The 14226-nt window shown below is 60.9% G+C and carries 15 protein-coding genes and 1 tRNA gene; 6 read left to right on the top strand and 10 right to left on the bottom strand.

What is annotated here, in order from left to right:
- Nucleotides 1-38 precede the first annotated feature (38 nt).
- Entirely contained in the window at nucleotides 39-1181 is a 1143-nt protein-coding gene (locus ACCD05_RS01330) for an acyltransferase family protein (RefSeq protein ID WP_413390699.1), read from the top strand.
- A gap of 39 nt (nucleotides 1182-1220) precedes the next feature.
- On the opposite strand, the gene ACCD05_RS01325 is transcribed toward ACCD05_RS01330, so the two are convergent.
- Nucleotides 1221-1306, bottom strand: a tRNA-Leu gene (locus ACCD05_RS01325).
- Nucleotides 1307-1368: 62 nt separating this feature from the next.
- The gene (locus ACCD05_RS01320) at nucleotides 1369-1725 is read right to left on the bottom strand and encodes a VanZ family protein (RefSeq protein ID WP_413391058.1); all 357 of its coding nucleotides are present in this window, start codon (nucleotides 1723-1725) and stop codon (nucleotides 1369-1371) included.
- A gap of 197 nt (nucleotides 1726-1922) precedes the next feature.
- Between ACCD05_RS01320 and ilvA the strand changes: the two genes are divergently transcribed.
- From ilvA to ACCD05_RS01305, 3 genes are all read left to right on the top strand, one after another.
- Entirely contained in the window at nucleotides 1923-3173 is a 1251-nt protein-coding gene (gene ilvA, locus ACCD05_RS01315) for a threonine ammonia-lyase (RefSeq protein ID WP_413390697.1), read from the top strand.
- Nucleotides 3174-3234: 61 nt separating this feature from the next.
- The gene (locus ACCD05_RS01310; RefSeq protein ID WP_047510094.1) at nucleotides 3235-3564 is read left to right on the top strand and encodes an HlyU family transcriptional regulator; all 330 of its coding nucleotides are present in this window, start codon (nucleotides 3235-3237) and stop codon (nucleotides 3562-3564) included.
- A 294-nt stretch (nucleotides 3565-3858) separates the two neighbouring features.
- Nucleotides 3859-5079 (top strand): diguanylate cyclase, encoded by a 1221-nt coding sequence (locus ACCD05_RS01305; RefSeq protein WP_413391056.1) that lies wholly within the window; start codon nucleotides 3859-3861, stop codon nucleotides 5077-5079.
- 69 nt (nucleotides 5080-5148) lie between these two features.
- Here the strand turns inward: ACCD05_RS01305 and ACCD05_RS01300 are convergent, their stop codons facing one another.
- Nucleotides 5149-5763 (bottom strand): FMN-dependent NADH-azoreductase, encoded by a 615-nt coding sequence (locus ACCD05_RS01300; protein ID WP_018900127.1) that lies wholly within the window; start codon nucleotides 5761-5763, stop codon nucleotides 5149-5151.
- A gap of 144 nt (nucleotides 5764-5907) precedes the next feature.
- On the opposite strand from ACCD05_RS01300, the gene ACCD05_RS01295 reads away from it, so the two are divergent.
- A complete protein-coding gene (locus tag ACCD05_RS01295; RefSeq protein ID WP_413390694.1) occupies nucleotides 5908-6876 on the top strand; it encodes a LysR family transcriptional regulator in 969 nt (322 codons plus the stop codon).
- Nucleotides 6877-6907: 31 nt separating this feature from the next.
- Here the strand turns inward: ACCD05_RS01295 and ACCD05_RS01290 are convergent, their stop codons facing one another.
- From ACCD05_RS01290 to ACCD05_RS01275, 4 genes are all read right to left on the bottom strand, one after another.
- Nucleotides 6908-8896, bottom strand: coding sequence for a bifunctional 2',3'-cyclic-nucleotide 2'-phosphodiesterase/3'-nucleotidase (locus ACCD05_RS01290; RefSeq protein WP_413390692.1), 1989 nt, complete (start codon nucleotides 8894-8896; stop codon nucleotides 6908-6910).
- A gap of 124 nt (nucleotides 8897-9020) precedes the next feature.
- Nucleotides 9021-9353, bottom strand: coding sequence for a PilZ domain-containing protein (locus ACCD05_RS01285; protein ID WP_047510102.1), 333 nt, complete (start codon nucleotides 9351-9353; stop codon nucleotides 9021-9023).
- Between the two features lie 89 nt (nucleotides 9354-9442).
- A complete protein-coding gene (locus tag ACCD05_RS01280; RefSeq protein ID WP_413390690.1) occupies nucleotides 9443-10324 on the bottom strand; it encodes a DMT family transporter in 882 nt (293 codons plus the stop codon).
- 73 nt (nucleotides 10325-10397) lie between these two features.
- Nucleotides 10398-10859: an Lrp/AsnC family transcriptional regulator gene (locus ACCD05_RS01275; protein ID WP_112425295.1), complete on the bottom strand. Its 462-nt coding sequence runs from the start codon at nucleotides 10857-10859 to the stop codon at nucleotides 10398-10400.
- A 164-nt stretch (nucleotides 10860-11023) separates the two neighbouring features.
- On the opposite strand from ACCD05_RS01275, the gene ald reads away from it, so the two are divergent.
- Entirely contained in the window at nucleotides 11024-12142 is a 1119-nt protein-coding gene (ald, locus tag ACCD05_RS01270) for an alanine dehydrogenase (RefSeq protein ID WP_413390687.1), read from the top strand.
- Nucleotides 12143-12204: 62 nt separating this feature from the next.
- On the opposite strand, the gene ACCD05_RS01265 is transcribed toward ald, so the two are convergent.
- The 3 genes from ACCD05_RS01265 to sseA all read right to left on the bottom strand — a co-directional run bounded on the left by ACCD05_RS01265 (nucleotide 12205) and on the right by sseA (nucleotide 14217).
- Nucleotides 12205-12675: a DUF1203 domain-containing protein gene (locus tag ACCD05_RS01265; protein WP_413390685.1), complete on the bottom strand. Its 471-nt coding sequence runs from the start codon at nucleotides 12673-12675 to the stop codon at nucleotides 12205-12207.
- Nucleotides 12676-12784: 109 nt separating this feature from the next.
- On the bottom strand, nucleotides 12785-13345 hold the full coding sequence (locus ACCD05_RS01260) for a GNAT family N-acetyltransferase (protein ID WP_413390683.1): 561 nt from the start codon (nucleotides 13343-13345) through the stop codon (nucleotides 12785-12787).
- Between the two features lie 2 nt (nucleotides 13346-13347).
- On the bottom strand, nucleotides 13348-14217 hold the full coding sequence (sseA, locus tag ACCD05_RS01255) for a 3-mercaptopyruvate sulfurtransferase (RefSeq protein WP_413390681.1): 870 nt from the start codon (nucleotides 14215-14217) through the stop codon (nucleotides 13348-13350).
- Nucleotides 14218-14226 lie beyond the last annotated feature (9 nt).

Raw genomic sequence — 14226 nt, 5'->3', positions numbered from 1 at the left:
ATGGTTGTATGTCCCCGGGGCTGAGGGCGGGATATATGGTGGGCGACAGACCAGATGGACGACGTCACGATCTTGATGCGTTGCGTGTGTTTTGCTTTGGCACGCTCATCATCTACCATTCGAGCCTCGTCTATGGAGCGAAGAGCTGGTGGGTCCACGCTTCGGATACCACGAAGCTGATCGATCTGATCACGATCGGGTCGCATCCATGGCGGATGAGCCTGCTATTCTTCATTTCCGGCGTGGTCACGGCATCGCTGCTCAAGAAGAGATCCGTGGCTGAAATTCGCACGACCCGCACGCGGCAGCTCCTTCTGCCCTTTGTATTCGGCGTTTTCGTGGTTGTGCCGCCGCAGATCTATCTCTCGCCGTACAACTTCACCCCCGATCTCTCTTATTGGGAATTCTGGAAGACCTATGTCGTCTCCGGGATTCAGCTTGAGCATATGTGGTTCCTGGCCTATCTCTGGATCTATGTCATCGCCTGGTCGGTTGCCCAGCCGCAGCTCGCGCGGCGCTGGCCCGGCCTATCGGCGTCCCTGGCGGCGCGGCTGCGGGGCAGGGGCTTGTTCGTGGCGCCGATCGCATTTCTGTCGATCCTGAGGCTCTGTCTCTATCCCGTCTTCGGCGAGACGCTGGTCATCAATTCCGATCTCTATTCGCACACCGTGTATTTCACGATTTTCATGCTGGGCACGCTGCTCGCCAACGAGCAGAGCTTCTGGCAGGAGATCGATCGCCAGCGCTGGATGAGCCTCTGCGTCGCCACGCTGTCGCTGGCGGCGCTTACGGCAGTATTCCTGTTCATCCCACGGGAGGCGAGGCCGGATGCACTCGTGGTCGCGATCAGGGTCGTCCGCTCGGCCTTCCAATGGAGTGCCTTGCTTGCGCTGCTTGCCTTCGCGGGCAGGATCGCCAACCGGCCGAACCGGGTCATCATGTACCTGAACAAGTCGATCATGACCTATTATATCGCGCATCAGACGGTGATCGTCATCGCGGCCTACTACATCGCGCAGGCAGGCCTTCTCGACATCCGTTCCTTCATACCGCTCGTGATCTTCACAGCGCTTGTCTGCGCGCTCATCGCGGAGATGAAGACGCGCTTCAGACACTTCCTCACCAATATGACATCGATGATAAAAGGGTTGCGAAAGCCGCTTCCCTCGGAAACGGCCTGAGTCGTCCTCACATCAATTTATGGGTAAATACCAGGCACCTGGTGCGGGCGGCGGGGATCGAACCCGCACAGCCAAAGGCCGAGAGATTTTAAGTCTCTTGCGTCTACCAGTTTCGCCACGCCCGCGCAGGCTTCTCATTCAACGACTGCGGCGATTCAGTCAAGGGCATGCGTGCGCGGGGCAGGCGTCAAGATGCATTCGCCTTGGCGGCTCGAACCCTGTTGAACAGCGATCCGATAGCGACGCCGGCCGTGGCGCCCACGGCTTTTACTGCGGCGTCGTGAAAGCGTGCGTGGCGAGTGGGCGACAGATATTGCAGATATTCGATAAAGACCGCGCCTGCGATCAGGAGCAAAGCCACTGTCAGCCAGTGCTTGGGATAAGCCACGGCGAAGGCGAGGCCTACGACCATATAGGCAAGCGCCCGGTCGACATTGACTGAAGTCACCGTATGGGGACGAAGGCCGATCGGCGAGACCGTTACGAAAATGATGGCGGCGAGGAGGAGCCAGGCGAGCGGCTTTGAGAATTTGTCTGCTGTCATAAAACTCACAATATTGATGTCACCGGGCGGTTTCACCGCACGATTGCGTTATCTCGGCGGCACGGCCTACGTTACTTCGGTACTTTTCCCAAAACGCGTGGCACTGCGCTCTACCGAACCGTTGTGGTTGAAAATGGGCTTCTTTCGAGGGTCTGCCTATGGCATAGCGTGGGGCGCAATAACAAGGGACTGAGACCGTGACCAGACAGAATGTCGAAGCTGCCGAAGAGGCTCTGCGCAGCCTATTTCCGGCAACGCCGCTGCAACTCAACGAGCATTTGTCCGCTCGCTACGGCGCGGATATCTGGCTGAAACGCGAGGATCTGTCGCCCGTCCGCTCCTACAAGATCCGTGGCGCCTTCAATTTCTTCCGCAAGCGCATCGAGGAAGGCGCGTCCGGCAAGACCTTCGTCTGCGCGTCTGCCGGCAATCATGCGCAGGGCTTTGCATTCGTCTGCCGCCATTTCGGCGTTCCGGGCGTGGTTTTCATGCCGGTGACGACACCGCAGCAGAAGATCGACAAGACCCGCATCTTCGGCGGCGAATTCATCACCATCAAGCTGACCGGTGACTTCTTCGACCAGTGCTACAAGGCAGCCCGCGACCACGTCGAGATGATCGACGGCGTCATGGTACCGCCGTTTGATCATGAGGATATCATCGAGGGCCAGTCGACGGTGGCCTCCGAGATCATGCAGCAGCTGCCCGAGGGCACGGTGCCCGACCTCGTCGTCATGCCTGTCGGCGGCGGCGGTCTGGCGGCCGGCATCAGTGGTTATCTCAAGGACACGGTGCCGAGTGCGGGCTTCTTCTTCGTCGAGCCCCAGGGCGCGCCGAGCCTGAAGCGCAGCATCGAGGCTGGTGAGGTCGTGACGCTCTCCAAGGTGGACAATTTCGTTGATGGCGCGGCGGTTGCCCGCATCGGCGACCTGAATTTCGCGGCGCTGAAAGGCTTCCCCAGCAATCAGGTCATGCTGATGCCTGAGAACGCCATCTGCGTGACGATCAACGAGATGCTGAACGTCGAGGGCGTGGTGCTGGAACCGGCAGGCGCTTTGTCGCTGACGGCAATCGCCACGATGGATCCCGAAACGATCCGCGGCAAGACGGTGGTCGCGATCGTCTCCGGCGGCAATTTCGATTTCGAGCGGCTTCCGGATGTGAAGGAAAGGGCCATGCGTTACGCGGGCCTGAAGAAGTATTTCATCCTGAGATTGCCGCAGCGCCCCGGCGCGCTCCGCGACTTCCTCAACCTGCTCGGCCCTGATGACGATATTGCCCGCTTCGAATATCTGAAGAAGACCGCCCGCAATTTCGGTTCCGTCCTCATCGGCATCGAAACCAAGGCGCCGGAAAACTTCGCGGCACTCTTCGCGAAATTCGAGGCATCGGGTATCAGTTTCGAAGACATCACCGAAAACGAGATCCTCGCGAACCTCATCATTTAACTTTTAGGGCAACGGCCCTATTTAACCCTGATGGCATCCGCCCTCATCACAAAGGCGTATCATGGCTTCGATTTTTTCCAGCATTTTCTCCATGTTCTCGGGCGGCGCCAAGCAGCCGGGTGCGGCGTCTTCGAGTGCAGCCTCCGATCCGCAGCCCTATGCCGATTGCACGATCTATGCCGAACCGATGAAGGAAGGCGGCCAGTATCGTCTGGCCGGCCGTATCGAGAAGACCGTTGGCGACGAGGTGCTGGTGCGCAACTTCATCCGCGCCGACATGTTTTCGTCGACGGACGATGCGATCGAATGCACCGTGCGCAAGGCGCAGCAGATCATCGACCAGAACGGACCATCCCTGTTCAGCGACGGAGCCAAGGTTCGTCAGGTCTGATCACGGAACGCCGGCGCGCCCTTGCATGTTAAGCGGTCGCGCCGCCATTCCCTCATGCTATTTTAAAACATTGCGGCGATCCTGCGCTCAGCAGACATCGCAGGAATATCCAGTGCCTCAGAATGCCCGCCGCACATTCGTTTCCAATGCCGCCGACAAAGTGGTCGAGATGGCATGGCGTGGCGTCATCGGGCCGGCACAGCCGCCGCATCGCCTTGACGGGAGGTCGCGGCGTTGATCGCAAACGTCAATCTCATCCTCTTCGTTGTCGAAGCCATCGGCTACTTCACGCTGATGGTGACTCTGCTGCATTTTCGCGCCCGCATCGGCCTCGGCATATTCCTGACGGCACTCGGCGTCATGCACTTCATGGAGACCTACCTCGCGGCGGTCTTTTATGTCGAATTGCCGTTTGGCATCGTGTCGCCGGGATCATCGGTGTTTTTCACCGGCAAGCTGATGATGATCCTGATGCTCTATCTTCAGGAAGACGCCGCCGTCGTCCGCCAGCCGATCTACGGGCTCTTCATCGGCAACCTTTTGACCGTCGCGATCGCCTGGATCGTGCAATGGCACGCGCCGCTGGAGCTGACATCGGGCGCTCTCCCCAGCGACGAGTTCCTGAAGGAAATGGGCTGGCTGATGCTCGGGGGTACGGCCATCCTCTATCTCGACGCGATCGGCATCATCCTCCTCTACGAGCGGCTCGGCCGCTATCTCCGGCAACGGCCGGTTGTCCGCTTCATGATCTGTGGCTTCGTACTTTTGACCTTCGACCAGATCGCCTTCTTCGGCGCGCTGCACTATTCGGTTGGCGTCCCGCTTGCCGCCTTCTGGGGTGGGTGGAAGGCAAAGATGCTCGCCGTCTGCATCTACACCGTCCTCTTCGCGATCTACGAGAAATGGATCGGCCGCGCCGTGACAACATCGAGCGCGCGTCCCATCGGCGACATCTTCAGCGACCTGACCTTCCGCGAGCGCTACAACGATCTCCTGAGCCGTACCGGTCGCGACGTGCTGACCGGACTTTACGACCGTACGCGGATGGAGCTCGAAGCGCCGGTGATGATCCGCGAATCGCTGCGCCAGGGGCAGTCCGCGACAGTAATGATCCTCGACGCCGACCACTTCAAGAACGTCAACGACGTGTTCGGCCACCTGCAAGGCGACGACGTCCTGCGCGCGATCTCTGCGCGCCTGGGCTCAATCCTGCGCGCCGGCGATCGGGTCTTCCGCTTCGGCGGCGAGGAATTCGTGGCGATCTGCCCGTTGACCGATCACGCCGAGGGGCTGCGTCTCGCCGAGCGGTTGCGCTGGACGATCGAAAACAGCGTCGCCACGCCCGATGGCAAGCCGGTAACGATCAGCATCGGCGTTGCAACGGCCAGCGAAGACGGCGATGCCTTCACCGCAGTCTTGTCGGCAGCGGATGAGCGGCTTTATTGCGCCAAGAAGAACGGCCGAAACTGCGTCTTCGGCCAGACCGGCGTCCATGGCCTTACGGTCGCCGGCTAACAGTAGGTCTCCGCAAACAAAAAGACGGCCGGCAAGCCGACCGTCTTCCTGAACTGACTAGCCTTTGAATTAGGCAGCGAGCGCGAGTTCTTCCGCGCGTGCCTTGGCAGCGCCGACAGCCTTCTCGGCTGCTTCAGGACCAAAGGCCAAGCCTTCGACATAGATTGTTTCGACGTCGGTGATGCCCATGAAGCCGAGAACGGTCTTCAGGTAAGGTACGGCATGGTTCATGCCGGCAGCCGGACCCTGCGAGTAGACGCCGCCGGAAGCGAGAACGACGTAGACCTTCTTGCCGGTGGCAAGGCCAACCGGGCCGTTTTCGGTGTACTTGAAGGTCAGGCCGGCGCGGGCGACGTTGTCGATCCAGCTCTTCAGCGACGAGTAGATGTTGAAGTTGATCAGGCCGGTGCCGATGACGATCGTGTCTGCTGCGAGCAGCTCGTTGACCAGCTCGTCGGAGATCTTCGCGGCTTCGTTTTCTTCGGCCGTGCGGGCGTCCGCCGGCTTGCGGATCGCGCCGGTGAAGAGGTCGTTGATATGGGCTAGCGGGTTCGCGGCGAGGTCACGGCGAACGACGACACTGCCGGCCTTCTGCGACTGGAGCTTGCCAGCGAGGTCTACGGCGATATCGGTCGAAAGCGACTCAGCGCGCGGGCTGGAGGTCAAGAGCAGAATGGACGACATGATTGATAATCCTTTGATCTTTGCGTTTGCGGCGCGATCGGGGGAAGGTCGAACCGCGTCTTCGAGTGAAGAAATAGGTCTAGCGGCCTATCGAAAAAACTGTGATAATGTCGATCAAGACTATCGATCGATTGGATGGATGTAATGTTGCCCAACCCGACACTGGACCAGCTGCAGGTTTTCCTGACCGTTGCCGAGACCGGCAGCTTCTCGGCCGCCTCGCGCGTGCTCAATCGCGCTCAGTCGGTCGTCAGCTACACCATCGCCAATCTCGAGTCACAGCTGGAAATGCAGCTGTTCGAACGCTCCGGCGCCCGTCAGCCGAAGCTTACCGAGGCAGGCAAGGCGATGCTCGAGGATGCGCGCCGGCTGATGACCGACCTGCAGGTGATGCGGGCGAGGGTGAAGAGCCTGAAGGAAGGGCTGGAGGCCGAGGTCGATGTGGCGATCAGCGTCATGGTGCCGTCGCAGGCGGTCGTTGCCGTGCTCCGGGAGTTCCGCGATCGCTTCCCCTCCGTCACGCTCAATCTCAGTGCTGGCGAACTCGGCATGGTCATGGAGGCCGTCCTGTCGGGCAAGGCCACGATCGGCATCGGCGGCGCGCTGCTAAAGCAGGACGATTCCATCGCCGTCGAAAAGATCGGCCATTCCTTCATGATCCCGGTCGCCGCGCGTTCCCATCCGCTGGCCAATATCGACAGGCCGCTGACGCTTAGCGATGTTCGCGAGGAGGTGCAGCTCGTCGTCACCGACGCCTCAGGACTGACCAAGGGCCGCGACTTCAACGTCTTGTCCTACAAGACCTGGCGCGTCAGCGACATCGCCACCAAGCATGCGCTGATCCGCGGCGGCCTGGGGTGGGGCGGCCTGCCGGCGTCGATCATTCGCGAGGATTTGGCCAACGGCACGCTCGTCCACCTCGACCTGCCGGCTTACGAGCAGGGCGAATATCCGATCTATGCGATACGGCGCATTGCCAACCCGCCGGGCCCGGCCGCCACATGGCTGATCGAAGCTTTCCATTCGAAGCTGTCGTTCTGCCCGAACCACGCCGATTTCACTGCGGCGCTGAACGAGATCAAGGCTCCCGATCTGCCGCTCGCGGCGGAGTAGGCGAGACGCTTAGCCCCGCCTATAGTCTGTCTTAGAGAACCAGCCGGAACTTGGCGAAACCATCCGTTCCTTCGCCGGCATCCGCGATCTTCGCGCCCTTGACGTCGGCGATGAACTGCTTCGCCTTCGGCCCGCTTTGGAAAGTCGCAGTCGCGCCCGTCACCGGCTTGAAGGTCCAGTTGCCGTCGGCGGCGGGATTGATCGTTCCCTGCTCGTGCACATAGCGCACGATCACGTCGCGGTTCGTATCGGGCGCCTGGAACACGACCTTGTCGGCCGCGATCTCGGGGAACTTGCCGCCACCGCCGGCGCGGTAATTGTTGGTCACGACCACGAATTTCTGGCTCGGATCGATCGGCTTGCCGTCGAACGCAAGGTTCTGGATGCGGTTTGACCCGGCATTGATCGCGTTGCCGTCATTGTCGTATTTGCGCGGCTGCGCCAGGTCGATCTGGTAGGTGACGCCGTCGATCACGTCGAAATTGTAGGAGGGGAAGTCGGCGTTCAAAAGCTCGGCGTCCTTCGTGCCTTCCTTGATCTCGTTGAACATCCCCGCCGACATTTCCAGCCAGTTCTTCACCTGCTCGCCGGTGATGACGACGGCCTGGACGGTGTTGGGATAGAGATAGAGGTCGGCGATGTTCTTGATGGCGAGATCGCCGGCTGGAACATCCGTATAGTAATCGGCGCCGCCACGACCGCCTGACTTGAAGGGAGCCGCCGCCGAGAGCACCGGCAGGTCCTTGTATTCGGTGTCGGCGAGCATCTGCTTGATGTACCAGGTCTGCGCCTGGCTGACGATCTGCACGGAGGGATCGTCGGCGACCAGTGCGAAATAGGAGTAGAGCGGCGCCGACGTCTTGCCGACGGGGGTGCGGACATAGGCGAGCGTCGCCTCGTGCTCCGCCTTTGCGGCGTCAACGACTTCCTTTTTGTCGGCGACATCGGCCACGACCTTCTTCTTGTCGTCGCGGTGATAGATCGGCCGCGCCTCGGAGGTGAAGTCGACGATCTTCCAGCTCTTGCCGTCCTTTTCGAGCAGCAGATCGATCAGGCCGAGATGCGAGCCCCAGAAGCCGGCCATGACGGCAGGCTTGCCATGCAGCGTTCCCTTGACCGGATCGGCATTCTGAATGCCGTCCCAGGTCTTCGGTCCGGGGAAGACGAGGTGCTGGTGGCCGGTAAAGATCGCGTCGATGCCGTCGACGGCGGCCAGATGTAGCGAGGCGTTCTCCATCTTGTCCGTGGGCGCGCTGCCATCGATGCCTGAATGCGAGAGCGCGATGACGATATCCGCGCCTGCTTCCTTCATGGCCGGAACCCAGGCCTTGGCGGCTTCGACGATATCGCGCGTCTGAGCCTTGCCCTCGAGGTTCTTGATGTCCCAGAGCATGATCTGCGGCGGAACGAAGCCGATGAAACCGATCTTCACCGGGCTCTCGTTGCCCGCCCCGTCCTTGATCATCTTTTCGACGATGATGTAGGGCTTGAAGAAAAGCTCGTCGTTTTTCGGATCGGAGGCGAGCTGGCCCTTGGTCAGGTTGGCGCAGACGAACGGGAAGTTGGCACCACCAAGCACCTTGAACATGAAATCGAGCCCGTAATTGAACTCGTGATTCCCCAGCGTGCCGACGGTGTAGCCGAGCGTGTTCATCGCCTTGATCACGGGGTGAACGTCGCCATCCCTCAAGCCGCGCTGATAGGCCATGTAATCGCCCATCGGATTGCCCTGCAGAACGTCGCCATTGTCGATCAAAAGCGAGTTCGCCGCCTCAGCTCGGATCGTGTCGATGATCGTCGCGGTGCGCGCCAGTCCCATCGTGTCGTTCGGCTTGTCGGCGTAATAGTCGTAAGGGAAAACGTTGACGTGAATATCCGTCGTTTCCATCAGCCTGAGATGCGCCTGGTTGGCGGCGGCACGCGCGGTGAATGGATGCAGCAGAACGAGCGCTGATGTGGCGGCGATGCCGGAGAGAAGAGAACGACGGCTCATGGATGACAGATCAAGATTGGAAGACATGAAAACTCCTTCGAAACATCACGCGACACCCGCCCGGCGGCGAGAGTAGGGTGATTTTCGAAGGAGTAAACCCCGTAAATGACAGGGGAATATCGCTTTTCGCTTTATGCGTGCTGGGCGCGGCCTACCGCGCCAGAACCGGCTTCACTTCCTTGTGGAAGAACCGGAAGTAGGAAGCCACCTGCGCGCGGGCGTTGGAGTTCGGGTCGAACTGGACGCCGACGCGGCCATTGTGGCTCCAGCGGATGACGCCGTGCAGAACGCCGAGATCGTCGGCGAGGATCTGCACGCGGCTGCCGGATGCCGCATGCAGCGGTGAGCGGACTTCAAGCGCAATGCCCGAGATGGACATGTTGAGAATGCGCGCATCGACTTCCTTGGTCAGGTAACGAACCTTGCCGAAGATCCGGCACGACTTGCGTTCGGCCTTGCGGGTAATAATGTTGAGATTGTGCATGACGCGTCTCCCAAATTGAACTGGAGACAGCATACGTCGCGTAGATTGAAATGAATTTATACAATTCGCTAAAATTGCACGGTCGATTTTTACTTCCGCATTGCTTCCCGGCGGGCGACGACATGCTCGCGCCAGATCGTGAAAATGCCGGAGGCGACGACGATGACGGAGCCGATGATCGTGTTTAGGCTCAGCGTCTCTCCGTAAATCGTCACCCCGATAATCGAGGCATAGACGAGCTGCAGATAGGTGAGCGGCTGGACGGCCGCGGCATCGAGCATGTCATAGGCGCGGATCAGGAAATAGTGGCTCGATATGCTGGTCATGCAGACGAGCGCCATCCACACCCAATCCGCCGGCGCCATCCAGGTCCAGTAGAACGGCCCGACCAGCGTCATCGCGATGGCGCCAACGACACCGGTATAGAAAAAGCTCGTCATCGACGAATCGTCGCGGCTGACCAGCCGGGTTGCGATGACGTAGAAAGCGAAGAGGAAACAGGAGAGGACAGCCAGCAGCAGCGTGACATCGAAGAAGCCGCTATCGGGCTTCAGGATCAGAAGCACGCCGACCAACCCCGCCCCGATCGCCGTCCACCGCCGCCAGCCCACCCGCTCGCCGAGCAGCGGCATGGCCAGCAGCGCAATCAGGATCGGCGTCGCCGAGAAGATCGCCTGCGAGTGCGCAAGCCCGATCACCGCGAAGCAGCTGATCACGACAACCACCTGGGCGGCGAGAAGCAGCCCGCGGATCACCTGCAGGACCGGCCGCTTGGTTCGCGCCGTGGCGACGATCCCGCCGCGCATCTTCGCGGCCAGAAGGATGGTGAAGAGGCCAAAGGCCCAATAGCGGATCATCGTCACGAAAACGGGCGGGTAGGCGCCGCCCAGATGCTTCGAGATGCCGTCCTGAATGGAAAAGATGGTGATCGCCAGAAGAACGAAAATATAGCCCCGGGTCTTCGATCTCATAGCGTCTTCTTAACACACCGGCCTCGGCCGTATTCCGGAAACACCCGCGCTGGCAAGTGATTCCGCTCCTCCGTCATAAGCCCACATTGGGCCGGTCCATCACCTCGCGCAAGGCAAAGCTGGAGTTGATCTTGACGACATGGGGCAGGGCCGAAAGCCAGTCGCGATGGATGCGCTCATAGTCCTCCAGGTCGCGGGCGGCCACGCGCAGGATATAGTCGTATTCGCCCGACATCAGGTAGCAGACGAGCACGTTGGGACAGCGCTTCACGGCGGTCTCGAATTCCGACAAGGTCTTCGCGAACTGGCCGGACAACGAGATGTGCACGATGGCGATCATCTTGTAGTCGAGCGCCTTGGGCGAGACATGCGCGTGATAGCCGAGGATGACGCCGCTGCGGTCGAGGATGTCGAGCCGCCTGGAACAGGCCGACGCGGAGAGCCCCACCTTGGCTGCAAGATCGGCATTGGTGATCCGCGCGTTCGATTGCAGCGCTTTCAAAATGGCATGATCGATGGCATCGAGTTCCGACATTCGAAGAACTTTCGACTATTGCGTCCAAAACGCATCTTTCTTCGAAAAATGCCATTCATGCAAATCCTCTTTGCAAGGACATTTCGTGCGCGCGGTGGTTGGATTCCCCTTGTGAACGCCTCGCTCGACGAGGTTGAAAAAAACAAACGAGGAGGAGCGCCCCGATGCGCGTCGGTTGTCCGAAGGAAATCAAGAATCACGAATATCGCGTCGGCCTGACGCCTGCAGCCGTTCGCGAATATATCGCGCATGGCCACGAGGTCTGGATCGAGACGAAGGCGGGTTCCGGCATTGGCGCCGATGACGCGGCCTACGCCGCCGCGGGCGCGAAGATCGCTTCCTCCGCCAAGGACATCTTCGAAAAGTGCGACATGATCGTGAAGGTCAAGGAGCCGCAGCCGTCAGAATGGGCGCAGCTGCGCGACGGCCAGATCCTCTACACCTATTTGCACTTGGCGCCGGATCCCGAGCAGACCAAGGGACTGCTGTCGTCAGGTGTCACGGGCGTGGCTTACGAGACGGTGACCGACGACCGTGGCGGCCTGCCGCTCCTGGCACCGATGTCCGAGGTTGCCGGTCGCCTTTCGATCCAGGCCGGTGCGACGGCGCTGCAGAAGGCCAATGGCGGCCTTGGTATTCTCCTGGGTGGCGTGCCCGGCGTTCTGCCGGCCAAGGTCACCATCATCGGCGGAGGCGTGGTCGGTCTGCATGCGGCGCGCATGGCCGCCGGCCTCGGCGCCGATGTCACCATCCTCGACAAGTCGCTGCCGCGCCTGCGCCAGCTCGACGATCTCTTTTCCGGCCGCATCCACACCCGCTATTCCAGCATCCAGGCTCTCGAAGACGAAGTCTTCTCCGCCGATCTCGTCATCGGCGCGGTGCTGATCCCCGGTGCCGCCGCGCCCAAGCTCGTCACCCGCGAAATGCTCTCGGGCATGAAGAAGGGTTCGGTCATCGTCGACGTCGCCATCGATCAGGGCGGCTGCTTCGAGACATCGCACGCGACGACCCATTCGGACCCGACCTACGAGGTCGACGGCGTCGTGCACTACTGCGTTGCCAACATGCCGGGCGCGGTTCCGGTCACTTCGGCGCATGCGCTGAACAACGCCACGCTGGTGCATGGCCTGGCGCTCGCCGATCGCGGGCTGCGCGCCATCGCTGAAGACAGGCATCTCAGAAACGGTCTCAACGTCCACAAGGGACGTGTCACCAATAAAGCCGTTGCCGAGGCGCTGGGCTACGAGCCTTACACTGCGGAAGCTGTGCTCAACGTAGCGTAAAGTCCATCGCGCTACGTCAACTGAAGCCGGTTGCTCTCTCCGCAACCGGCTTTTTCCGTGAGTTAACCGTCGATCCGGCATTGATAACAATTGTTGCGGGCTGAGCGCACATGCACATAGGAGACCTCGGGCTTCCGCACTAGCTCTGCCGCATAGGCAGGGATATCGGCAACCTCGGTCACCGCGCCGGTGCCGTAGACGATGCGGTTGTTGGGGCCGTAGCCGCGCAGGATGAAGTTGGGGCTTGTTGTCAGGACAGGCGGCAGCACTTCCTCGGCGGCATAGCGTTCGCATCGCTTTTGATGCAGGAACACCGGTCCCGTCTCCGCATAGGGCTGCATCTCCGGGAAGGGGCGGTAGGCAAAGACGTAGAGCGCGTCGCCTGTATCTATGTTCTTCAGGCAGTGGCGGCAGGGGTGTCCCGGACCATCGGAAATCATTGTCTCCGGCAGGTGACCATAGGCATCGTTCCCGCCGTTCCAGATCGTCTCTGCGTCGGCAGTGGGCATCGCGGTGAAAGATAGTGCGGTCATGGCAAGTCTCCTTTTTGAGCTTGCCTTGAATGCGCTCCAAACCAGGTGGAAGCCACCCGATCCTTGCGTCCATATATCGTCGCGTAAGGAAACCGCCGAAACGCGGCGGCTAGCTTCTCTTCGTCAGCTCGAGCAACTCCTTGTCGCTGAGCGGCCGCACGATCGCGGTGCCCGTCGAGACAGGCGAAAAGCCGAACATCTGGTAGAGCTGCAATGCGCGGGGATGGTCGAGATTGTTAGTCGTGGTCGTCACCCGCAAAGGGTTCTGCGTCCAGATCGCATAGAGCGCCTGCAGCAGGAACCACTTGCCGATCCCGAGACCTAGCGCGTGCTCCATCAGCCCGAAATGGCTGAGCTCGATCGTATCCTCGTCAACCGTCAGATACTCGTAGAAGCCGGCAGGCGCACCGTTCACATAGAGCACGCAGATCGTGTTGCGCTTGTCATAGAGCGTGGCGGCCAGTTCCTCGTCGCTCATCCTCAGGCGATCCACCCACTGCCACCGCGCGCCGACCTGGCGATAGAGATAGCGGTAGAAAGGCAGCGGAATTTCCGGCGCGCGCATGATGGCGGTCTGGATATTGACCGGCACGGGCAGGCTCGTCTTCGGCGCCGCCGTCATTTCGAGGCGGGTCACATGGGCCTTCAGCGAAGAGGGAGCTTTTGCCATGGTCAAGCTTTGATCGCTTCTGCGGGGCCGGTAACGATGGGCGTGTCCTCACGGCTGCCCCACTCGCTCCAGGAGCCATCATAAAGCGCGTTGTCGTCATGGCCAACGCTTTCCAGCGCCAGCATGATCACGGCGGCGGTCACGCCCGAGCCGCAGCTCGTCACGACAGGCTTGGAGAGATCGATGCCCGCATCTGATATCATCGTCTTCAGCGTCGCCACATCCTTGAAGCGGCCATTGGCTGAGAGCGAAGTTGCCGGCAGGCTGCGAGCGCCGGGCATGTGGCCCGAGCGCATGCCGGCGCGCGGCTCGGCTTCCTCGCCGGTAAAGCGGCCAGCGCCGCGCGCATCGGCGATCTGCGCCGAACCGTCATCGACGATCTCGCGCATGGTCTCGAAGGGGATAACCTTGTCGGCACGGAACTTCGGCTTGAACTCGGCTGTCACAGGAGCGGTCGTCCCGGTCTCCAACGCGCGTCCTTCGGCCTTCCAGCCATCAAGGCCGCCATCCAGAACGTAGACGTCCTTGGCGCCCATGGTCCGCAGCATCCACCAGACGCGCGGCGCCGAGAAGAAGCCCATGCCGTCATAGACGACGATCGTGTCCGTCTCTGAAATGCCGAGCTTGCCGACTTCGGCAGCGAAGAACTCCGGCGAGGGGAGCGAATGGGGTAGGCCGGTCGAGTGGTCGGCAATCACGTCCTGATCGAAGAACACGGCGCCGGGAAGGTGGCCCGCCACATACTCGTCCTTGGCGGCGCGCTTGTGGGCCGGCAGATACCAGGAGGCGTCCACCACCTTGAAACCTGAAGTCCCCAGCTGCTTTTCGACCCAATCGGCCGAAACGACGAAGCGGCTCGTGGTCTCGCTCATGCTGCTCTC

Origin of the sequence: Rhizobium sp. Rhizsp42 (assembly GCF_047304155.1) — a bacterium.
Taxonomy (GTDB): domain Bacteria; phylum Pseudomonadota; class Alphaproteobacteria; order Rhizobiales; family Rhizobiaceae; genus Rhizobium.
This window is presented reverse-complemented; position numbering and strand designations above follow the sequence as displayed.